Origin of the sequence: Dyella sp. (assembly GCF_036568765.1) — a bacterium.
Classification (GTDB): domain Bacteria; phylum Pseudomonadota; class Gammaproteobacteria; order Xanthomonadales; family Rhodanobacteraceae; genus GSA-30.
In genome coordinates, this window is record NZ_DATCRY010000273.1 from 1 (window position 1) to 21,156 (window position 21,156).

The following is a 21,156-nucleotide window of genomic DNA, read 5'->3' on the forward strand; positions in this document are numbered from 1 at the left end:
CGATGCCGTGCTGGCGCCACCTGCCAGCAAGCCCAGCGGTATTGCCATGCGAACCCTGTTCTTCGAGCCGTGGGAACTGATGTTCCGCATCGATCATCCCTTAGCGGGCAAACGCAGCATCGATCTGGAACAGCTCGATGCAAACGATGCCACCTTGATGAGCGAAAGCCATGCCGATGGCTGGCCGGGCAAGAAAGGCGGCGGGCACGTGCAGGATGTCAGCCTGGAGAGCCTTGCCGCGCTGGTCGGCTTGCGCGGCGGCTATGCCCTGGTGCCGGCGCTGGCGCACGAACGTCTGGCATCGATGCCTAATGTAGCGCTGGCAAAGATCAAGCATCCCGAACAGGGTAGGGAAATCGCACTGTATTGGCGTGAGGCCTCGCCATGGCATGCCGAACTTCAAGCATTCGCCGATTTGCTGCGCAAAATCGCCAAGCAGCGACCGGGCCTGAAACTCACCGAGCCCTGATCGGGAGTCTCTGCACACCCCCAACTTTGCAAAGTGGCTTGAGCCTCGATAACCGTCACGCAGCTGCCAGTTGCCACCCCAGCGCTACCTATAAATCAGCCGCCGTTATCCAGCGTTGCGCCGGTCAACAAACCGCGCGCCAACATGCTGCATTGCCGGCGATACAGGATCAGCTGCCACTGTCGTCCCCCTATCTGTCGCCACAGCACTGCCGAACGCACGGCCGCCAGTAAACTGCTGCGTACTCGCTCGACAATATTGGCTTGCTGCAATTGTTGCGGGTTGCCGGTCACCATGACGCGCGGCTTCAACGTAGAGAGCGTGCCGCTGTAGACCTCGGCCAGCCGACTGAATACCTGGGGCGAGCCCTGCCCGAAGTGTTCGACCTGCCGCTGGGTCTGCACGATGCCTTGCTGCAGCTTGGAGAGCAGGCCACTCTGGTGCGACAGGCTGCGTTCCAGACGCATCACGGTAACGGCCATGCGCGTTACGGCCATGTCGCGCCCGGTTTCATCGAGTTGGCTGATCAGGCTGCGTAGCCCAAGGCGTACGCCGCTGACGCCACCGTACACCGCGGCTACCGAAGGCGCATCAATACGAAAGATGCTTGCCAGGCTCGATTCCAGCGCACTCTCATCGCAGCGTCCGTCGTTGGCCAACTGCTGGGCCAGCGTGGCGGCCTGGAACAGGCCGGCCAGGGCGAGCACGCGCTCTTCATTCATGGCAAAAGCTTCAAACACGGATCGATCCATCGAGGGTAAGGGAGGGAGAAACATGTGCCGGCCACTGGCCGAATGGGGCATCGGTTCCGGCGATGACGGCGCCACCCAGGCAGGCCTCGCCGTCATAGAACACGACCGATTGCCCTGGCGTGACGGCACGCTGCGGCTCGTCGAACTCCACCAGCAAGCCATCGCCCTGGACGTGCACGGTACAGGCCTGGTCATGCTGCCGATATCGGGTCTTTGCGGTACAGCGGAAAACAGCCGCCGGTGCCTCGCCTGCCACCCAGTGCGGCGCCTCGCTGACCAGGCGGTGCGATTGCAGCCAGTGGTTTTCGCCGCCTTGCGCCACGTACAGCACGTTTGCCGCGACATCCTTGCCGACCACGTACCAGGGATCGCCGCCCGCACCTTGGCGACCGCCGATGCCCAGGCCGTTGCGTTGGCCGAGGGTGTAGTACATGACGCCCTGATGTTCGCCGATCGGGTCGCCGTCGGGGCTACGCATGAGGCCGGGACGAGCCGGGATGTACTGGCTGAGGAATTCGCGAAAATCCCGTTCGCCGATAAAACAGATACCGGTGGAATCCTTTTTGGCGTGGGTAGGCAGTGCAGCCTCCTGCGCCAGCGTGCGTACCTTCGATTTCTCCATCTCACCGATGGGGAACAGCGTGGCGGATAACTGGCTTTGCCCGAGCGCGTGCAGGAAATAGGTCTGGTCCTTGGCCGTGTCGACCGCACGCAGCAGCCGGAAGCGGCCGTCGCGCTCGTCGACACGGGCGTAATGGCCGGTGGCGATTTTTTCCGCACCCAGCTCACGAGCTTCTTCCAGGAACGTCTTGAATTTGATTTCGCGATTGCACAGCACATCCGGATTGGGAGTCCGGCCGGCGCGATACTCGGCCAGGAAATGCTCGAACACGCCATCCCAGTACTGGGCGCTGAAGTTGCGCGCATGAAATGGAATGCCGAGCCGGCCGCAAACCGCAACGGCATCTTTGCGGTCGGCGTCTGCAGTGCAGGGGCCGTTGCGGTCGTCTTCTTCCCAGTTCTGCATGAACAGACCTTCCACCGCGTAACCGGCGCGCTGGAGCAACAGGCCGGCGACGGACGAATCGACACCGCCGGAGATGCCAAGCATCACTTTCATGGATACGGGTCACCTGGCAACTGGCTGTGCAGCGCACTCAGCGGCAAGCGCTGACCGGCCAGCCAGGCGTCGATGCTGGCCAGGACCATGCCGGTTCGCAGACGATCGCCCAGCGCAACGATTTCTTCGCGCGTCATCCACACGGCGCGCTCGATATCCTTGTCCAGCGGTCGGGCGGGGTGGTGGCGCACCGCACGGGCGGCGAAGCTGAAGCGCAACACGTCATCGCCGTGCTCCGGGCTGACCCACTGGTGGACGGCAATCAGGTGCAACGGCTCGACTTCCCAGCCGGTTTCTTCCAGGGCTTCGCGTACCGCTGCGCTTACCAGGCTTTCGCCCTGGTCAAGATGGCCTGCCGGTTGGTTATAGACCATCCGGCCGGCGACTTTCTCTTCAACCATCAAGTAACGGTCGCCGTCGGCGACCACGCACGCGACTGTCACATGCGGATGCCATATCGAAGAGGAAAAAAACGCGGAGTCGGTCATGTACGAGCCAGAAGGGGAAATGACCCGAAGGGGGCTGGAAAAGGCACTATTGTGCCATTACCTAGGGGTTCAATGCCGGCGCTGGGGCCTACAGGCGGCTCGGGGCGGCGGCGTTATACTTTCTCCCAAGCTTCCCTATCGACGTCTCATGGCCCACGAACCCGAACACGAACAAGGCAACAGCCACGGGCTGGCGGTGGAAACCTCCAAGCCGGAGGTAGCCAGGCCGCCGCTTTTCCAGGTCGTTTTGCTGAACGACGACTTCACGCCGATGGATTTCGTTGTGGAGGTATTACGTAGTTTTTTCAATCTAGACCAAGAGCGTGCTGTGCAAGTGATGCTACATGTGCATACTCGGGGCAAAGGGGTTTGCGGGGTGTTTACCCGGGAGGTGGCTGAAACGAAGGTAACTCAGGTCAACGAGTATTCACGAGCCCATCAGCATCCGTTGTTGTGCACTATGGAAAAGCTGTAGGCGTCCCCATCTTGTAGCCATCGCGGCGTTGGCCGCAGCCAATTCAAACGGAGACGGTCCGGATGTTTAGCAAGGATCTCGAAGTCACCATCGGCCAGTGCTACAAACAGGCCAGGGAACAGCGCCACGAGTTTATGACCGTGGAGCACCTGCTGCTGGCGCTTACCGATAACCAGGCCGCCCTGGGTGCCTTGCGCGCCTGCGGCGCGGATCTCAAGCGGCTCACCACCGAGCTGGAAAAGATCATTGCCGAGACCGTACCGGTGCTGCCGGACGGCGATGAGCGCGACACCCAGCCGACGCTCGGCTTCCAGCGCGTCTTGCAACGCGCCGTTTACCATGTGCAATCCTCCGGTCGCAAAGAGGTCACCGGCGCCAATGTGCTGGTCGCCATCTTCGGCGAGAAGGATTCCCACGCCGTCTATTTCCTGCACCAGCAGGAAATCACGCGACTGGATGTGGTCAATTACATTTCGCATGGCATTGCCAAAATCGGCGACGAATCGCCGTCGCAGTCTTCCGGCGGCGACCGGGAGGCCGAGGACGGTGGCGAGCCCAAGGGCAACCCGCTGGCCGAATATGCTTCCAACCTTAATGAACTGGCCCTCGAAGGCAAGATCGATCCCCTGATTGGCCGTGCCGACGAGATCGAGCGCACCATCCAGGTATTGTGCCGGCGCCGCAAGAACAATCCGCTCTACGTCGGCGAAGCCGGCGTGGGTAAGACCGCCCTGGCCGAAGGTCTGGCCAAGCGCATCGTCGACGGCGAAGTACCCGAGGTATTGGAAGACGCCACCATCTGGTCGCTGGACCTGGGCGCCCTGGTTGCCGGTACCAAGTACCGCGGCGATTTCGAAAAACGCCTCAAGGCGGTGATCGGGCAGTTGAAGAAGCAGCCGGGTTCGATCCTTTTCATCGATGAAATCCACACCATCATCGGTGCCGGCTCGGCCTCCGGTGGGACCATGGACGCGTCAAACCTCATCAAGCCGATGCTGGCTTCTGGCGAGCTGCGCTGCATCGGTTCGACCACGTTCCAGGAGTTCCGCGGCATCTTCGAAAAGGACCGCGCGCTGGCGCGCCGCTTCCAGAAGATCGATGTGGTCGAGCCGACCGTGGCCGACAGCATCGAGATTCTCAAGGGCCTGCGTTCTCGCTTCGAGGAACATCACAACGTCACCTACACCAACGAGGCACTGAAAGCCGCGGTGGACCTGTCGGTCAAACATATCCCGGACCGGCTGCTGCCGGATAAGGCTATCGACGTGATCGACGAGGCCGGAGCGCACCAGCGCCTGCTGCCGGAAGACAAGCGCACCAATAAGGTGGACGTGCCGGAAGTGGAATACATCGTTGCCAAGATGGCGCGTATTCCGGCCAAACAGGTCTCGGCATCCGATCGCGACGTGCTGCGGAATCTGGAGCGCAACCTCAAAATGGTGGTGTTCGGGCAGGATGCGGCCATCGAAGCGCTGGCCGCCTCGATCAAGATGGCCCGCTCGGGCCTGAACGATCCGTCCAAGCCGATCGGCAGCTTCCTGCTGGCCGGCCCCACCGGTGTCGGCAAGACCGAGGTCACCAAGCAACTGGCGATGCAGTTGGGCATCGAGATGATCCGCTTCGACATGTCCGAGTACATGGAGGCACATTCCGTCTCGCGTCTGGTTGGCGCGCCTCCAGGCTATGTCGGCTTCGACCAGGGCGGGCTGCTCACCGAGGCGGTGACCAAGCACCCGCACGCGGTGCTGCTAATGGACGAAATCGAGAAGGCGCACCCAGATGTATTCAACATCCTGTTACAGGTCATGGACCGCGGTGTGTTGACCGATACCAACGGTCGTGAAGCGAACTTCAAGAACGTCATCGTGGTAATGACCACCAATGCCGGGGCTCAGCAGGCTTCGCGTCGCGGCATCGGTTTTGTCAAGCAGAACCACTCGATGGATGCGATGGAGGTCATTCGCCGTACCTTTACGCCGGAGTTCCGCAATCGCCTGGATGCGATCATCCAGTTCAACGCGCTGGACTTCGATCATATTCTGCGTGTGGTCGATAAGTTCTTGATCGAACTGGAATCGCAGTTGAGCGAGAAGCATGTTAGCCTGGATGTCGATGCCGACGCCCGCCGCTGGTTGGCCGAGCATGGCTTCGATCCGCAGATGGGCGCGCGCCCGATGGCGCGGGTCATTCAAGAGAAGGTCAAGCGGATGCTTGCCGACGAGCTGCTGTTCGGCAAACTCGCCGACGGCGGCAAGGTACTGCTGAGCGTGGCCGACGGCGAGTTGAAGGTCGATACAGAGGCGGCGGAGAAGTTGCCGGCGGTCGTTTCGTAACAGTTTGTCATCAGCCTCGCAGGGCTGAAGGCCGCGTCCTTTCGGGGGCGCGGCCTTTTTATTTCGGTGCTTTTGGGATTGCTCGGCGAGCTTTGTAGCAGGGACGAGGGGGCGGCCACCCTTGGTGGCCAGGCACAAAAAAGCCGCCCCCTGAACGGTTGCGGCTGATCGTTAAGCCGATCGCTGGCTTACTTCATGCGGTACGTAATACGCCCCTTGGTCAGGTCGTACGGCGTCATTTCCACCTTCACCTTGTCGCCGGTGAGGATGCGGATGTAGTGCTTGCGCATACGGCCGGAGATGTGGGCGGTGATGACATGCCCGTTTTCCAGCTGCACGCGGAACATGGTATTGGGCAGGGTCTCCTGGACCGTCCCTTCCATTTCAATGACGTCGTCTTTGGCCATGCGTTCCGTGATCAAGGTGGCGGCACGGCCGTTCTGGCCGCGTAAGCAGACGATTATGCCACGGATCGGGCCATGGTTAAACAATCATCAGGCAAAGTGCTCGTCGAGCTTGCGGCGGATTTCCTGTTCCACCAGGCCTTTGAGGGGGGAAAGCATCAGGCCGAGCTCGGCGTGGACCTGGATGGCGGCCGGCTCTACCGCGATCGAGCCGCTAACCCCCTGGCGGCTGAACATGAAGGTGTCGCCCTGCCACTGTCCCTCCATGCCGAATTTCTCACGCATCTTGGCGGCAACCTGCTCGACTACCGCGCGTGCATCTGCGACGGGGAGCTGGTGTGGCTTGCGGATGTCGATCTTCGGCATGGAGGCTCCGTGAAAGGTATCGGGAAAACGATACCGGACATCATAGCGGATGCCGCCGAATGAACTTACTGATGCAGCATTCTGCTAGAGTCCGACTGACTATCGACCGGTTGATTCATGCGCATCGAATTTCCCAATTCGGCCCGCGAAGATTTCCCTTGGACGCAAGCTACGCTGCGCATCGGCAGCGCTCCGGATAACGACCTCGTGCTGGCCGCCGGCCAGGCGCATCCTTATCACCTGCGCATACAGAGGGATCGTCGCGGCCTCGTCCTCAATGTGCTGGCGGATGCCGGGCGCATCTATGTAAATGCCCGTCCTGTGCGCGAACGCAGCCTCTTGCGTGCCGGCGACATCCTGAGTGTCGGCGATTGCCGCATGTTGCTGCGCGAGGAGCAGTCGCCTGCCGAGCGCGAAGCCAAACCGGTGACGGAGGAAAGCCGCTGTACCGTGGCCTTGCGTGCCGTCGCCGGTCCGCTTTCGGGGCGCGTGTTGTCCCTGCAGGATCGGCTGGAACTCGGGCCGATCGGGCGCTATCCGTTGGAGCTTCCGCAAGGAGAGGTGGCCGCGTTGCGCATTGCTTGGCAGAACGGCAGGCTATGGCTGGAGGCGGCGCAGCGTTCCGAACGGTACCCCTTGCACGTCAACGGTGTGCAGGTCGGACATGCGGCCCTGCAGCCGGGCGACCAAATCGGCATCGCCATGCATCGTTTCGTCATCGATGCGCCGGGTATGGAGTCCGAACCGGAGATCCCGCCCTATGCGCCGCCGAAGCATCATCTGCCCGAAGAAGATGCCGGCCCGCGCGGCGAGGTCTGGTGGCTCATCGTCACCGCCGCGGTGATCGCTTTGATCATCGCTTTGGTACTGTTCGTCAGGTTCTGACGCGCAGTCGTTCTTACCCCCAGGGATACCAAGTGTGAGCAGAGTGTGGAATTTCAGCGCGGGGCCGGCTGCCCTGCCGCAGTCGGTGCTGGAACAGGCGCAACGCGAATTGCTGGATTGGAACGGCAGCGGCGCGTCGGTGATGGAACTTTCCCATCGCGGCAAACTTTTCATGGGTCTGGCGGCACAGGCCGAGGCCGATATCCGTGAACTGGCGGATATCCCCGCGGACTACGCCGTGCTCTTTCTGCAAGGCGGTGCCACCCAGCATTTCGCCCAGATCCCGATGAACCTGGCCGGCGAAGGCGATACCGCCGACTACATCGTGACCGGTCATTGGGGTGAGAAGGCCGCCAGCGAGGCGGCGCCTTACGTCAAGGTGAAGATCGCCGCCCACAGCCGCGATGAGGGCTACATGCGACTGCCGGAGCGTGCCTCCTGGCAGTTGGACCCGCGCGCTGCCTTTGTGCACTACACGCCGAACGAAACCATCCATGGCGTCGAGTTCCATGCGGTGCCCGAGGTCGGCGATGTACCGCTGGTGGCGGACATGTCTTCGGATATTTTCTCGCGCCCGCTCGATGTGCGGCGTTTCGGCCTGATCTACGCTGGTGCACAGAAAAATATCGGGCCTTCCGGCCTCGTGGTGATGATTGTGCGCCGCGATTTGCTCGATCGAGCGACACGGCCGATGGCGAAGATCTTCCGATACGCAGAGCACGCCGCCAACGATTCCATGCTCAACACCCCCAATACCTGGGGCTGGTACCTGGCCGGACTGACCTTCAAGTGGATGAAGGAGCAGGGTGGCCTGGCGGCGATGGCAACACACAACGATGCCAAGGCGGCCAAGCTGTACGAGGCCATCGATAGTTCCAACGGTTACTATCGAAATCCTGTAGCTTTGGAATCCCGTTCGCGCATGAACGTCCCCTTCACCCTGCACGACAGCAAGCTCGATCCGTTGTTCCTGCAGGAGTCGGAGGCCGCCGGATTGTTGGCCTTGAAAGGCCATAAAGCCGTCGGCGGCATGCGCGCATCGCTTTACAACGCCGTTCCCCTGGACGCGGTGAAGGCCCTGGTGGCTTTCATGCAGGATTTCGCCGCGCGCCACGGCTGATGCTGCGCCGCGCAATCGGCTGGCTTGCGATGTAAGATCGGGAAGGCGACACCGCTGCGGTTGCGCGGTGTCGGTTAGACATCTAGACATCCGAATGTTGGCCACATGACTGACCAGAAAAAATCGCTCGCCGATGTACGTGAGCGCATCGACAGCATCGACAAGACGATCCAGGAGCTGATCGCCGAACGTGCCACCTGGGCACAGGAGGTAGCCAAGGTCAAAGGCGAGGGCCTTTCGGCGATCGATTACTATCGCCCCGAGCGTGAAGCGCACGTGCTGCGCATGGTGGTCGATCGTAACCATGGGCCCTTGTCCGATGCGGAGATGGTGCGCCTGTTCCGCGAGATCATGTCTTCCTGTCTGGCGCAGGAAGATCCATTGAAGATCGGCTTTCTCGGCCCGGAAGGTACCTTCAGCGAGCAGGCCGTACGCAAGCATTTCGGTCATGCCGCTTACGGCCTGCCGCTGGGTAGCATCGAAGAGGTTTTCCAGGAAGTCGCCGCTGGTCACGCCGATTTCGGTGTCGTACCGGTGGAAAACTCCGGACAAGGTATGATCCAGGTCACGCTGGACATGTTTCTGACGTCCGAAGCCACGATCTGCGGCGAAGTCGAGCTGCGCGTGCACCAGTGCCTGCATTCGCAGAGCGGCAAACTCGACACCATCAAACGCGTCTACGCGCATGCGCAGTCCTTGCAGCAATGCAAGACTTGGCTGCGGGTGAACCTGCCGGATGTCGAGTGTATTGCCGTCAGCAGTAATGCCGAAGCGGCGCGCCTGGCGCGCCACACCGACGATGCCGCAGCGATCGCCGGCGAGACCGCCGGGCGTGTCTACGGCTTGACCACCATCGCGCGAGGCATCGAAGACCGTGCCGACAACACTACCCGCTTCCTGGTGATCGGACGCACGCTGTTTCCGCCTTCGGGCAATGATCGCACCTCGCTGCTGATTACCGTCAACGACAAGCCGGGTGCTCTCTATGACGTCCTTAGTCCTTTCGCCAAGCACAACATCAGCTTGAATCGTATCGAATCGCGTCCGGCGCATACCGGAAAATGGCAGTACGCCTTCTTTATCGACGTATCCGGCCACATTCACGACGAGGCGCTGCAGAGCGCGGTCGGGGAAATCGAATCCGGCGTCGCCAAGCTGCGCGTGCTGGGCTCCTACCCGGTAGCGCTGCCTTGAGCGCGCGGCTGGATTGGACCAGCGGCGCCGGGCGCGCGCTGCAGGGGAGCCTGCGTGTACCGGGTGACAAGTCGGTATCGCATCGCTCGTTGATGCTGGCGGCGTTGGCCGAGGGGCGCTCGCATGTGCGCGGGTTCCTCGAGGGCGAGGACACGCGCGCGACCGCTGCAGTGCTCAAGCAATTGGGCGCACGCATCGAGGCACCGGCCGATGGCGAGCGGGTGATCGATGGCGTCGGGCTGCACGGTCTGCGTGGTACCGACGCTCGCCTCGATTGTGGCAATGCCGGCACCGGCATGCGCTTGCTGGCCGGTTTGCTGGCCGGCCAGGCTTTCGACAGCGTGCTGGTGGGCGACGAATCGCTGTCGCGCCGTCCGATGCGGCGGGTCACCGATCCGCTTTCCCGAATGGGGGCGCAGATCGATACCCAGGATGGCTTGCCGCCGCTTCGTATTCATGGCGGTAGCCCGCTCCAGGGCATCAGCTATACCTTGCCGGTGGCCAGCGCGCAGGTGAAGTCCGCTTTGCTGCTGGCAGGTTTGTACGCCGAAGGCACGACCGAAGTCATCGAGCCGCATCCGACGCGCGATTATACCGAGCGCATGCTGGCCGCGTTCGGTTGGCCGATCGATTTCGAGCCCGGCCGCGCGCGTCTTTCCGGCGGCCACCGTCTCACCGCGACCGATGTCGACGTGCCCGCCGATTTTTCCTCGGCGGCGTTTTTCCTGGTAGCGGCGAGCGTCGTGCCTGGTTCGGAATTGCACTTGCAATCGGTCGGACTCAACCCGCGCCGCACTGGCTTGCTTCAGGCTTTACGCCTGATGGGCGCCGATATCCGCATAGAGAACGAGCGCCAGAGCGGTGGCGAACCGGTCGGCGATATCGTGGTGCGCCATGCGGCGCTCCACGGTACAGAAATACCCGAAGTACTCGTTCCGGACATGATCGATGAATTCCCGGCGTTGTTTATTGCAGCCGCGGCTGCGAGCGGATCGACCGTCATTCGCGGTGCGGCCGAACTGCGAGTGAAGGAATCGGATCGCCTTGCAACCATGGCGGCGGGCTTGCGGGTACTGGGCATCGAGGTAGACGAGACACCGGATGGCGGCACCATCCATGGCGGACGTCTCGTTGGCGGTACCGTGGATAGCCATGGCGACCATCGCATTGCCATGAGCTTTGCCATCGCCGGCCTGTTGGCCGAGACGCCGGTAACGATTACCGATTGCAGCAATGTGGCGACGTCGTTCCCCGGGTTCATCGAACTGGCCAATGGCTGTGGCTTCGGGTTGCGCGAAGCGTGAATGCCAGGAGCGAGTGGAGAGAAGTAAGAAGTTAGAAAAAGCCGGCGACTTGCGGGTACCCTGTAGGAGCGACTTCAGGGAACCTCTAAAAACTTCGCGGTCGCCCGAATATAGCGAAAGCGGATCCTATCGTTGTGGGAGCCACTTCAGTCGCGACAAGGACTTGCGGTGAGGAACGATTGTCGCGACTAAAGGGAGCCTCTAAAAACCTGTCAATGACTTGGACATAGCGAAAACGGATCCTATCGTTGTGGGAGCGACTTCAGTCGCGACAAGGACTTGCGATAAGGCACGATCGTCGCGACGAAAGTCGCTCCCATAGAAGAGCCAGTTTTTAGAGGTTCCCTAAAGTCGCTCCCACAGAAAGCAAGTTTTTCGAGGTTCCCTTCTGTCGCGACATGGGCGCTGCAGGCCGCGACTGAAGCCGCTCCTACAAGGTTTTCTCACTCCTCTCACTCATTTCTAGACGCATGTCCCTTCCAGTCCCTCCCTTTATCGTCGCCATCCCCGCGCGCTACGGCTCCACCCGCTTGCCGGCCAAACCATTGCGCGAGATCGCCGGTGTGCCGATGGTGGTGCGTGTCGCACAGCGCGCCTTGCAGGCCGGTGCTTCGCAGGTCGTTGTGGCTGTAGATGATCCGCGCATTGCCGAGGCGCTCGAAGGGCAGGGTGTGGATGTGTGCATGACGCGTAAGGACCATGCCTCCGGTAGCGATCGTTTGGCCGAATGTGCCGCGCATTATGGCTGGGCCGAAGACGCCGTCGTCGTAAACCTGCAAGGCGACGAACCCTTCGCGCCGGTCGCTGGCATCCGCGAAGTGGCACGTGCGCTGGCCGAGGACGCCGCACCGATGGCGACGCTTGCCACGCCGATTGCCGACGCGCACGAACTGTTCGACCCCAACGTAGTCAAGCTGGTGCGCGGTGCCGACGGCCACGCGCTGTACTTCAGTCGGGCACCGTTGCCTTGGGCACGCGATGCCTTTGCCGTCGATCGCGACACCTTGCCGACCGGTTTGCCGTTCCTTCGCCATATCGGTATCTATGCCTACCGCGCAGGTTTTCTGCATCGCTATACTCAGCTTGAGCGCATGCCGCTGGAACAGGTCGAATCGCTCGAGCAATTGCGCGTGCTGGAGCATGGCTATCGCATCGCCGTACGCCTGACGCCCGAACCGTTCCCTCCCGGGATCGATACCCAGGCCGATCTGGATCGGGCCGAACAGCGGTTGCGCGAAGGGCTTGTATGAAGCGTGTCCTGTTCGTCTGCCTCGGCAACATTTGCCGCTCGCCTCTGGTCGAGATCGTGGCGCGAGCGCAGGCTCGGCGGTCGGGCCTGGATGTCGAATTCGCCTCCTGCGGCACGGGCGGATGGCATGTAGGCCATGGCGCGGACAAGCGGATGCGTGCCGCGGCCAAGGCCGCCGGTTACGATCTGGAGCAGCATTGCGCACGCCAATTTCGAGCCTCTGACCTGGAGGATTATTCGCTGGTGCTGGCCATGGACCGCGATAACCTCCAGCACATCGAACGGGTCGCTGGTCCGGCGTCGACAGCTGAAACCGCGCTGTTTCTTCCTTGGGCGGGTATCGCATCTCCACAGGAATTCCCCGATCCTTACTATGGTGAGGACGCCGGCTTTGCAGCCTCGGTCGAACTGGCCGAACACGGTGCGGCTGGGCTGGTCGAACGCTTGCTGCGAAAGTGACCGAAGGCGTAAAGAGCTTCCGGCGGGGTCTCGCATATCCCATCGTGATATTCATCAAGACAGCGAAGGATCTTCTGTCGTGCTTGCCCATATAACCCGTCTTTTCCCTGTCTGGGCGTTGCTGGTAACGGTCCTGGCCTATTTTTCGCCGGCACTGTTCAATCCTATTGCCGGCCACGTCACGATGCTTTTAACGATAGTCATGCTGGCAATGGGCGTGACGCTTTCGTTCGCCGACTTCAAGCGTGTCTTTCTGCGCCCGGCGCCGGTTCTCGCCGGTATTGGCATCCATTATCTGGTCATGCCGTTTGCTGCCTGGGCGATTGCCAATGCCCTGCACATGCCCCCGGATCTGACTATCGGTATGGTGCTGGTCGGCAGCGTCGCCAGCGGTACGGCGTCGAACGTGGTGATTTATCTCGCGCGTGGTGACGTGGCGCTGTCCGTCTCGATCAGCGCACTGTCGGCGTTGGTCGGGGCATTTGCGACGCCATTGCTAACCCGCTTTTATCTCGATGCCTCGATCGTTGTCGATATGCGTGGCATGTTGATGAGCATCCTGGAGATTGTCGTCCTACCGATTGCCGCCGGCCTCGTCATTCATTCGCTGTTCGAAAGACAAGTACGCAAGATCGAACCCGTGTTGCCCCTGATTTCGCTGGTCGCTATTGTGCTTCTCATTGGCATCGTGGTCGGCGGTGCACAGAAGAGCATCATGTCGGTCGGCCTTGTGGTGATCGCTGGCGTCATCCTGCATAACGGCATCGGCCTTCTGAGCGGCTATTGGGGCGGGCGACTGCTTGGGTTCGATGAAGCCGTCTGCCGGACGCTTGCCATCGAAGTAGGAATGCAAAACTCAGGGCTCGCCGCCACCCTCGGCAAGGTGTATTTCTCTCCGCTGGCGGCACTGCCGGGTGCGCTGTTCTCGGTCTGGCACAATCTTTCCGGCTCTGCGCTTGCCGGTTACTGGGCGGGGCGCCCCGCCAAGGGCCCCGAGCCCAGCTGAATTAAGCCGGTCTTGTCCCAAGACGCGACTCCGACCGGTTAGAATGTAAGCATGCAGCCCGATTTGCAGCCCGCCTTCGATGGCAAAGCTTTTGTCAAAACCCTGACCAGTTCCCCCGGCGTCTATCGTTATTTCGATAAAGCGGATGAACTGCTGTACGTGGGCAAGGCCGGCAACCTGAAAAAGCGCGTCGGCAGCTATTTCCTCAAGCCGCGCATGGAGCCGCGCATCGCCTCGATGATTTCGCAGATCGCCCGCTGCGAGATCACGGTGACCCGCACCGAAGGCGAAGCGCTGTTGCTCGAATCGCAATTGATCAAATCCCTCAAGCCGCGCTACAACATCATGTTGCGCGACGACAAAAGCTATCCGTACATCTACCTGTCCGGTGGCGAGGATTATCCAAGGCTGGCTTTTCATCGCGGTGCGCGCAACCTGCGGGGACGCTTTTTCGGGCCGTATCCGAGTGCGTTCGCGGTGCGCGAAAGCCTCAACATGATGCAGAAGCTGTTCAAGGTAAGACAATGCGAGGACAGCTATTTCCGCAATCGCTCGCGGCCGTGCCTGCAGCACCAGATCGGGCGCTGCAGCGCGCCTTGTGTGGCATTGATCGGCGTGGACGACTATCGCGACGACGTGCGTCATGCGGAAATGTTCCTCGAAGGGCGCAGCAGCGCAGTGATCGAAGAGCTGGTCGTCTCGATGGAGGCGGCCAGCAAGGCGTTGGAATTCGAGCGTGCGGCGGCGATGCGCGATCAGGTGTCTACCTTGCGCAAGTTGCAGGCACAGCACCACGTGCAAGGTGCCAGCGCCGACATGGACGTCATTGCCTGCCGCATCGAGGCGGGATTGGCCTGCGTGAGCGTATTGTTCTTCCGCAACGGCATCAGCCTGGGTACGCGTGATTTCTATCCGCGCCTGCCCTTGGATGCCGAGCCCGGCGACCTGCTGGGCCAGTTCATCGCCCAATACTACCTCGACCGCCCCGTGCCACGTGAGCTCATACTTGGTGATGAGCCGGCCGATTGCGGGATCCTGGAAGAACTTCTCACCCAGCAATCCGGCCACACGGTAACGATCAAGACCAGCGTGCGCGGCGACCGCGCGCGTTTCCTGCAAATGGCCGAGCGCAACGCGCAGGCGTCGCTGACCGCCCGGCTGGCTAGTCGTCAGACGCTGGGCGCACGCTTCGACGATCTGCAGCGTCTGCTGGAGCTGAATGAAGCGCCGCGTCGTATCGAGTGCTTCGATATCAGTCACACCATGGGCGAGGCGACCGTGGCTTCATGCGTTGTCTTCGGACCGGAAGGGCCGGAAAAGTCGCACTACCGGCGCTTCAATATCGCTGGGATCACCCCCGGTGACGACTATGCCGCCATGCATCAGGCCTTGACCCGCCGCTTCCGCAAGGTGGCCGAAGGCGAGGGCGCCCGCCCGGATATCTTGCTGATCGATGGCGGCAGCGGCCAGGTAGCCCAGGCACTGGATGTGCTCAAGGAGCTCGGTGTCGAGGGGATTCGTATCGTTGGCGTGGCCAAGGGGCCTGGGCGCCGGGCCGGCGAGGAAACCTTGATCCTGGCCGAGTCGGGGCGCAACCTGCATCCCGGTCCGGCTTCGCCCGCGCTGCATCTGGTAGCGGCAGTACGCGACGAAGCCCACCGCTTCGCCATCAGCGGTCATCGCAAGCGCCGAGAGAAGGCGCGTGAGCGCAGCGTGCTGGAAGACGTACAGGGCGTGGGTGCCCGCCGTCGATCGGCCCTGCTCAAGGCCTTCGGCGGCCTGGCTGGCGTCGAAGCAGCCGGTATCGAGGAACTGATGCAGGTCAAAGGTATCGATCGGGGTCTGGCCGAGCGTATTTACGCGGCCTTGCATGCCTGAACATGAACCACATAACGGATAAGGAGAATCCCATCCATGCGACACTTGGACCTCAGAACGGACTGAATCGATGCGTATCAACCTGCCAACCTGGCTAACCCTGTTCCGTGTCGCACTGTTGCCGGTGATGGTGGTGGTTTTCTATTGGCCATTCCGTGGTCATAACGTCACGGCCGCCATTGTATTCGTGCTGGCGGCCGTGACCGACTGGTTCGATGGCTATCTGGCGCGCCGCCTGAATTTGACTTCCGCGTTCGGCGCCTTTCTCGATCCGGTGGCGGACAAGCTGATGGTGGCCGTCACGCTGTTCCTGCTGGTTGAGTCGCATCGCGGCGGCTGGCCGGGCATCGTGATGGCGGTCACGGCGGCGGTGATTGTCGGGCGCGAGATCAGCATTTCCGCGCTACGTGAATGGATGGCCGAAATCGGCATGCGCGCGACGGTCAAGGTAGCCTTTGTCGGCAAGCTCAAGACCGTCATGCAGATGATCGCGCTGATTGTGCTGATCGTGCAGCACGATGCCGAAGCGCTGCGGTTGTATCATGTGGGCGAGGTCCTGCTGGTCATCGCCGGCATCCTCACTATCTGGTCAGGCCTGCACTATCTGCGTGCGGCCTGGCCGGTGCTGCGCAATGGCACCCTGCCTGTGGGCCATGGGGAATCCGAGCCCTGAAGATTTTCATGACAGAGGCTTGACGGTGCGTTTTTAGCCGCTAGAATGCGCGACTCCGATGCGGGAATAGCTCAGTTGGTAGAGCACGACCTTGCCAAGGTCGGGGTCGCGAGTTCGAGTCTCGTTTCCCGCTCCAGACACATGCCGGTAGATAGATGTTATCCCGGCTTTAAAGAAAAGGAGCCCCTGCCTCCTTTTTTTTTGTGTTCGGAGAGCATGAAACATTTCCTGCCCCTGGTAGTAGGTTCTCACGGCCATAACGGTGCCGCGACAATGCCGTGCCCGGCTTGCTGAGAAAAACCGTGATGAAAACGGCCGTAGCCTTGGGCCACATTCATTTCGAGGATATTGGTACCTTGAGCGAAGTGCTGGCCGATCGAGGGCATGAACTGCACTATTGTGATCCGGCGTGCAATGAGATCGATAGCGATCTCGTGCGCGATGCCGACCTGGTGATCGTGCTTGGTGGCCCACTGGCCCCTATGATGAACTGACCCTACCCGTTTATCGAGCATGAATTGGCGATCGTGCGGGCGCAGCTTCGATGAGGGCGGCAGCTGCTGGGCGTCTGCCTGGGTGCGCAACTTATTGCCAGGGCGGCTGGCGCCCTGGCCCATCCGCTGGGTGTGAAGGAAATCGGATTTGCCCCAGTGACGTTGAGTCCAGCGGGGGCGGTGTCGGCGCTCGCGGGTCTGGAGCACATGCCGTGCTGCACTGGCATGGCGATCGGTTCGATACCCACGAAGGATCGATTCATTTGGCCAGTACGTCGGTTGGAGATGTCGGTTGGGGCCAACCAGGCCTCTGCCTCGGGGCATAGCGTTCTTGGGCTGCAATTTCACTTTGAACTCCACCGGGTCAGTTCGAGCGATGGCCCGTCGGCCATGCGGACATCGACCCACGAACCTGCGCTCTCAGGCAGCAGAGGTGGGACATCGACCTGCCATTGCGGAGCGATCGGGTTTTGCTGCCTGGATCGTCGGCTTGGACGCAATAGCTCGCTAAGGTGTAAGCATTCCTGGTTAACGATAAACGAGCACCCTCCCATCAGCGCGATTTCAAGAAGCCTCACAATCGCCCGCATGCTGCGAAAACGGATCCTATCGTCGCAGGAGCGACTTCAGGGAACCTCTAAAAACCTGTCAATGACTTGGATACAGCGAAAACGGATCCTATCGTTGTGGGAGCGACTTCAGTCGCGACAAGGACTTGCGATAAGGCACGATCGTCGCGACGAAAGTCGCTCCCACAGAAGAGCCAGTTTTTAGAGGTTCCCTTCAGTCGCGACCAGGGCTGCTGCGAGCCGTGATCGACAGACTGAAGTCACTTCCACAAAAAGGCTGATTACGACTTCGGCGCAGGCTCATCCTTCGTCGGTTGCTTCGCAATATCGTCCTTGATCAACTGCAGAGCAGTGGCTTTCTCTTCGCCGATCGGCGTTATCACATCCGGTTTCACACCGACACCTTCCCAACCTTCCTGCGTGCGCGGTGCCACCACCATCTTGACCGGCAGAAAGACACTCAGGCCATGGCCAAGATCCACGATGCTGCCGGCAATGCCCGCGCCCGCGGTGGTCTGGCCGATGATGGTAGCGCGATGCAGGCGTTGCATCGCATAAGCAAAGCCTTCGGTCGCCGATGCCGTATGGTCGTTGACCAGGATGTAAAGCTTGGCATCGGGCAGACGCTTGCCCGGCACGTAATCGTAGGTCCACTCCTGTTCGTCGTCGCTGCGGTCTTTGTGGAAGCCGTTGAGATAGAACTGTTCGTTGCCGACGTCGTAGAAATACGAGGCGAAGAAGCGGCCGATCGTGCCGCTGCCGCCCGGATTGTTGCGGATATCGATAATTACGTACTTGGCATGCGCCGCGAGACCCATCGCATTAGCGACGGCTTCGTAGTTGTCCTTGCCTTGGCCCCAGGAGCCTTGCGACTGGATGTAGGCGCTGGCCAGATTCTTGTCCAGCTCCACCGACTCGATGCTCGCATCGATGCCAAGGGGCTTGCTGCTTGTGCCTGCATTTGCGGCAGCAGCCGTGTGACGGAAGCTCTTGTCGCAGAACACATGCAGATGGACATCCTTGTGCGTGGCACGCAGATCGTCCGTCACTTTCTTGGCGAGGTCGCAATGATCGAGGCCATGATAGCGATTGGACTTGGCGGCATCGTTCAGCGCCTGCGCGTAGCGCTTGGAGAGGTCGGGAAAGGGATAGTGCTTGACGAGTTCCTGGCCGAGCGTTTTGAGCACGTCGCGAACATCGTTATCGGGAAGTGCCTGATCGTCGGCATGGCCCATGGTGGCAAAGGACAACAGCAAACCGCCCAGCAAGGCGGGGATGAGCGCGCGTCGGCGCGTCGGAGTGGCAGTCATGGTGTCGCGGATCCGGGGATGGTGCACCGGGATTGGTGCAGCGCAACGAGGGTAGGAATCGACTGCTCATGCAGTCAATCATGACTCATGGCAGGGGCTGGAGGATTTGGCTTTTCCAAACGCAAGGCAAGAAAAAAGCGCCCGGAGGCGCTTGCTTCGCTTGAGGCTCGCAATGGAGGCCAGGGTCGGAATCGAACCGGCGTACACGGCTTTGCAGGCCGCTGCATGACCACTCTGCCACCTGGCCATTGCGTGCAAACCCCAGCGCTTTACAACCGGGATTCACCGATAAAACAAAACCCCGGCGCGACCGAGGCTTTGCAGAAACTGGAGCGGGAAACGAGACTCGAACTCGCGACCCCGACCTTGGCAAGGTCGTGCTCTACCAACTGAGCTATTCCCGCGTAGGAGTTGGAAATCATAGCAGAAGATGACGATTTGTGAAGAGGGAGGCGAAAAATTTCCGAGACGATCCGGCGGCGCAGCAGGCTGCCACCAGGGATCGGGGTCAGTTGCGTAGCGTCCCCGATCGTTTCTGCTGGTCGTATCCGATGCCGCGTGCCGTGGATCGACAAACCGCGACCATGCTCGTACGAGCCGCTCGAATTGCCGATAGCGTGGAAGGAATGGCGCGTAAGCTGGTGCCCGGAGCGGGAATCGAACCCGCATACCCGTGAGGGTGAGGGATTTTAAGTCCCTTGCGTCTACCAATTTCGCCATCCGGGCAGGGCAGACAGCTGTAGCTCTCTATCGTAGCATGGAGACGTCCATGCGGGCTCGACCGATATGTGAGTCTCTCGGATTGCTCCACGCTCGATGTAAAGCTAATAGAAATCCAAAGTCGGATTTCGCTGAAATTATGCTTTTTCATCATTGGACACAGTTCTTGGCGAGGATGACGCTTGCAATGACTTACCCCGCATCCTAAGTTCAAGCTACCTTACCCAGGGAGGGAAAAGACGTGATCAAAACCATAATCATTGACGATCACGAGCTGGTTCGCACCGGCTTTAAGTTGATCTTGGACAAGGAGCGTGACATCACCGTCGTGGCGGAAGCCGGCACCGCCGAGGAAGGCTTACGCCTGATTCGTTCGTTGGAGCCGGATATCGCTCTCGTCGACGTACACATGCCCGGCATGAGCGGCATCGAGCTGACCGAGCGAGTGGCCCGCGCGAAGCTCAACACGAACATCATCGTCGTTACGGTGGTGGATGACGCACGTTTTCCCAAACGCTTGCTGGACGCCGGGGCGCTTGGTTACCTGACTAAAGGTTGCAGCGCCGAGGAGTTACTGGGTGCTGTAAGGCATGTAGCCTACGGGCGCCGTTACCTGGCACCGGCAGTTGCCCAGCAGCTGGCGCTCGCTACGCTCGATGGCGAAGGTTCGCCGTTCGACAGCTTGTCCAGCCGCGAACTAGAGGTAGCCATGATGCTGGTGAGAGGCAAGCCGCTGACCACTATTGGCGAGCAACTCAACCTCAGCCCCAAGACCGTCTCGACCTACAAGCAGCGTTTGATGGAAAAACTGCAGATCGACCATGTCGTCGGTCTGGCACACCTGATGACAGTGCATGGGCTTCTCGATACGCACAACAACCAGGTAGGTGGCTGAACGCGATGGTTCGTTTTTCAAGAGACACAAAAAAGCCGGGCATGAGCCCGGCTTTTTTGTGTCTCTTTTCAGCCTACGAGGCGTGCGTCGGCTTGTCCTGTTCGTCGCCTTCGTCCTTTTCCGTTAACGATTCCCTGATTTTCTCTTCGCTTGCAGAGACCGGCTCGGTAATCGGCAAGGGTAGGGTGCCAGCAAGCAGATCTCCCTGCGCAGGAGCGGCAACCGCAGGTTTGGTCTCCTCGACAAGCGGTTCCACCGGTAGCTGCACGGAGGCTTCCACGTCGGGCGGCGCGGCAGCCAGCGGCAGCGGGGCAGGCTCCACATGCACGACAGTGGCCTGCTCGAACACCGATGCGGTGCCGAAGTCGATGGTGTTATCGGTGGTCGAGGCGACCGCTTCGGCTGGGCCTTCGTTGACGGCAGCCGCAGGCGCATCGGTCGGCTCGATCGGATGTGCTTCGACCGCGGCCTGCACAGGATTATCGATCCAGCGCGGAGCGACCGGCGGTTCGTCGCCCGTTTCGGCGGCCACTGCGACATGGACTTGCACCGACTCTGGTGCGTCGGCCTCGGGCGGCACAATTTCGGTATCGGCGGCCTGAGGGATCGGCGGCAGGGCTGGCAGATTGAAGGCTACAGGCGCAGGCGCCGGAATGCTCACCTCAGGTACGTCCTTGGCCCAATCCTTGACCGCGGGGGCCACGAATTCGGGAGTAGATTCCGTTTTCGGTCCCTCGGTGGTTGGCGTGGTTATGGCAGGCGCGATCGCGGCGGATTCGGCCACGGTGGCAGCAACCATGACGGTGGCTGCAACTGCGGCTGCTGCCGGGGTCGTGACTGCAGTGTGCTGTTCCGTATTGGCAGGCACGGCTGTCACGTCACGCGACGGGGCGCTCGGTGTGGCAGCCGTTTCCTGCGGACGCCGATCTTCGTCGTCCAGATCGTCGTCCTGGTCGATCGGCAGCGAGTCGTCGGTCGGCAGCGCGGCTGTCG

20 protein-coding genes, 4 tRNA genes and 1 pseudogene are annotated in these 21,156 nt (G+C 61.0%); 15 read left to right on the forward strand and 10 right to left on the reverse strand.

What is annotated here, in order from left to right:
- The coding region (locus VIM98_RS17610) for a LysR substrate-binding domain-containing protein (RefSeq protein ID WP_331994412.1) at positions 1–469 on the forward strand (469 nt) is incomplete at its 5' end.
- 95 nt (positions 470–564) lie between these two features.
- Here VIM98_RS17610 and hflD read toward each other — a convergent pair.
- The 3 genes from hflD to VIM98_RS17625 are packed head-to-tail and all read right to left on the reverse strand — an operon-like array spanning position 565 to position 2,829.
- Entirely contained in the window at positions 565–1,191 is a 627-nt protein-coding gene (gene hflD / locus VIM98_RS17615) for a high frequency lysogenization protein HflD (protein WP_331994430.1), read from the reverse strand.
- Positions 1,192–1,201: 10 nt separating this feature from the next.
- The gene (gene mnmA / locus VIM98_RS17620; protein ID WP_331994413.1) at positions 1,202–2,341 is read right to left on the reverse strand and encodes a tRNA 2-thiouridine(34) synthase MnmA; all 1,140 of its coding nucleotides are present in this window, start codon (positions 2,339–2,341) and stop codon (positions 1,202–1,204) included.
- Entirely contained in the window at positions 2,338–2,829 is a 492-nt protein-coding gene (locus tag VIM98_RS17625) for an NUDIX hydrolase (RefSeq protein WP_331994414.1), read from the reverse strand. Before VIM98_RS17625 ends, mnmA begins: the two co-directional genes overlap by 4 nt.
- Positions 2,830–2,977: 148 nt before the next feature.
- Between VIM98_RS17625 and clpS the strand changes: the two genes are divergently transcribed.
- Entirely contained in the window at positions 2,978–3,304 is a 327-nt protein-coding gene (gene clpS / locus VIM98_RS17630) for an ATP-dependent Clp protease adapter ClpS (protein ID WP_331994415.1), read from the forward strand.
- A gap of 62 nt (positions 3,305–3,366) precedes the next feature.
- Positions 3,367–5,637 carry an ATP-dependent Clp protease ATP-binding subunit ClpA gene (gene clpA / locus VIM98_RS17635; protein WP_331994416.1) on the forward strand — a complete coding sequence of 757 codons (2,271 nt, stop codon included), beginning with the start codon at positions 3,367–3,369 and terminating at the stop codon, positions 5,635–5,637.
- A 188-nt stretch (positions 5,638–5,825) separates the two neighbouring features.
- Here clpA and infA read toward each other — a convergent pair whose 3' ends face one another.
- Both infA and VIM98_RS17645 read right to left on the reverse strand, forming a co-directional pair.
- Positions 5,826–6,044: a translation initiation factor IF-1 gene (infA, locus tag VIM98_RS17640; RefSeq protein WP_019466733.1), complete on the reverse strand. Its 219-nt coding sequence runs from the start codon at positions 6,042–6,044 to the stop codon at positions 5,826–5,828.
- Positions 6,045–6,131: 87 nt separating this feature from the next.
- The gene (locus tag VIM98_RS17645) at positions 6,132–6,407 is read right to left on the reverse strand and encodes a polyhydroxyalkanoic acid system family protein (RefSeq protein ID WP_331994417.1); all 276 of its coding nucleotides are present in this window, start codon (positions 6,405–6,407) and stop codon (positions 6,132–6,134) included.
- A 117-nt stretch (positions 6,408–6,524) separates the two neighbouring features.
- Here VIM98_RS17645 and VIM98_RS17650 point away from each other — a divergent pair, with 117 nt between their 5' ends.
- The 11 genes from VIM98_RS17650 to VIM98_RS17700 all read left to right on the forward strand — a co-directional run bounded on the left by VIM98_RS17650 (position 6,525) and on the right by VIM98_RS17700 (position 16,669).
- Positions 6,525–7,292 (forward strand): FHA domain-containing protein, encoded by a 768-nt coding sequence (locus VIM98_RS17650; protein WP_331994418.1) that lies wholly within the window; start codon positions 6,525–6,527, stop codon positions 7,290–7,292.
- A 34-nt stretch (positions 7,293–7,326) separates the two neighbouring features.
- Positions 7,327–8,412 carry a 3-phosphoserine/phosphohydroxythreonine transaminase gene (serC, locus tag VIM98_RS17655; protein ID WP_331994419.1) on the forward strand — a complete coding sequence of 362 codons (1,086 nt, stop codon included), beginning with the start codon at positions 7,327–7,329 and terminating at the stop codon, positions 8,410–8,412.
- 105 nt (positions 8,413–8,517) lie between these two features.
- Complete coding sequence (pheA, locus tag VIM98_RS17660; RefSeq protein ID WP_331994420.1) at positions 8,518–9,606, forward strand: prephenate dehydratase; 1,089 nt, start codon at positions 8,518–8,520, stop codon at positions 9,604–9,606.
- Positions 9,603–10,910 (forward strand): 3-phosphoshikimate 1-carboxyvinyltransferase, encoded by a 1,308-nt coding sequence (gene aroA / locus VIM98_RS17665; RefSeq protein ID WP_331994421.1) that lies wholly within the window; start codon positions 9,603–9,605, stop codon positions 10,908–10,910. Before pheA ends, aroA begins: the two co-directional genes overlap by 4 nt.
- A 470-nt stretch (positions 10,911–11,380) precedes the next feature.
- Positions 11,381–12,160, forward strand: coding sequence for a 3-deoxy-manno-octulosonate cytidylyltransferase (kdsB, locus tag VIM98_RS17670; RefSeq protein WP_331994422.1), 780 nt, complete (start codon positions 11,381–11,383; stop codon positions 12,158–12,160).
- Positions 12,157–12,618 (forward strand): low molecular weight protein-tyrosine-phosphatase, encoded by a 462-nt coding sequence (locus tag VIM98_RS17675; RefSeq protein ID WP_331994423.1) that lies wholly within the window; start codon positions 12,157–12,159, stop codon positions 12,616–12,618. The genes kdsB and VIM98_RS17675 overlap by 4 nt, the downstream gene beginning before the upstream one ends.
- A 79-nt stretch (positions 12,619–12,697) precedes the next feature.
- Positions 12,698–13,624, forward strand: coding sequence for a ketopantoate/pantoate/pantothenate transporter PanS (gene panS, locus VIM98_RS17680; protein WP_331994424.1), 927 nt, complete (start codon positions 12,698–12,700; stop codon positions 13,622–13,624).
- A gap of 51 nt (positions 13,625–13,675) precedes the next feature.
- Positions 13,676–15,502, forward strand: a complete 1,827-nt coding sequence (gene uvrC / locus VIM98_RS17685) for an excinuclease ABC subunit UvrC (protein ID WP_331994425.1) — start codon at positions 13,676–13,678, stop codon at positions 15,500–15,502.
- 70 nt (positions 15,503–15,572) lie between these two features.
- Positions 15,573–16,175 (forward strand): CDP-diacylglycerol--glycerol-3-phosphate 3-phosphatidyltransferase, encoded by a 603-nt coding sequence (pgsA, locus tag VIM98_RS17690; RefSeq protein WP_331994426.1) that lies wholly within the window; start codon positions 15,573–15,575, stop codon positions 16,173–16,175.
- A gap of 60 nt (positions 16,176–16,235) precedes the next feature.
- Positions 16,236–16,311: transfer RNA gene (locus tag VIM98_RS17695), tRNA-Gly, on the forward strand.
- A gap of 169 nt (positions 16,312–16,480) precedes the next feature.
- The gene (locus VIM98_RS17700; protein ID WP_331994427.1) at positions 16,481–16,669 is read left to right on the forward strand and encodes a hypothetical protein; all 189 of its coding nucleotides are present in this window, start codon (positions 16,481–16,483) and stop codon (positions 16,667–16,669) included.
- Positions 16,670–17,519: 850 nt separating this feature from the next.
- On the opposite strand, the gene VIM98_RS17705 is transcribed toward VIM98_RS17700, so the two are convergent.
- From VIM98_RS17705 to VIM98_RS17720, 4 genes are all read right to left on the reverse strand, one after another.
- Entirely contained in the window at positions 17,520–18,548 is a 1,029-nt protein-coding gene (locus VIM98_RS17705) for a S41 family peptidase (protein WP_331994428.1), read from the reverse strand.
- 173 nt (positions 18,549–18,721) lie between these two features.
- A tRNA-Cys gene (locus VIM98_RS17710) sits at positions 18,722–18,795 on the reverse strand.
- 81 nt (positions 18,796–18,876) lie between these two features.
- A tRNA-Gly gene (locus VIM98_RS17715) sits at positions 18,877–18,952 on the reverse strand.
- Positions 18,953–19,187: 235 nt separating this feature from the next.
- Positions 19,188–19,274 (reverse strand) — tRNA-Leu (locus tag VIM98_RS17720).
- Positions 19,275–19,509: 235 nt separating this feature from the next.
- On the opposite strand from VIM98_RS17720, the gene VIM98_RS17725 reads away from it, so the two are divergent.
- The gene (locus VIM98_RS17725; protein ID WP_331994429.1) at positions 19,510–20,163 is read left to right on the forward strand and encodes a response regulator; all 654 of its coding nucleotides are present in this window, start codon (positions 19,510–19,512) and stop codon (positions 20,161–20,163) included.
- Positions 20,164–20,236: 73 nt separating this feature from the next.
- Here the strand turns inward: VIM98_RS17725 and VIM98_RS17730 are convergent.
- Positions 20,237–21,156 (reverse strand): annotated as a pseudogene (locus VIM98_RS17730) (hypothetical protein); the annotation flags it as partial.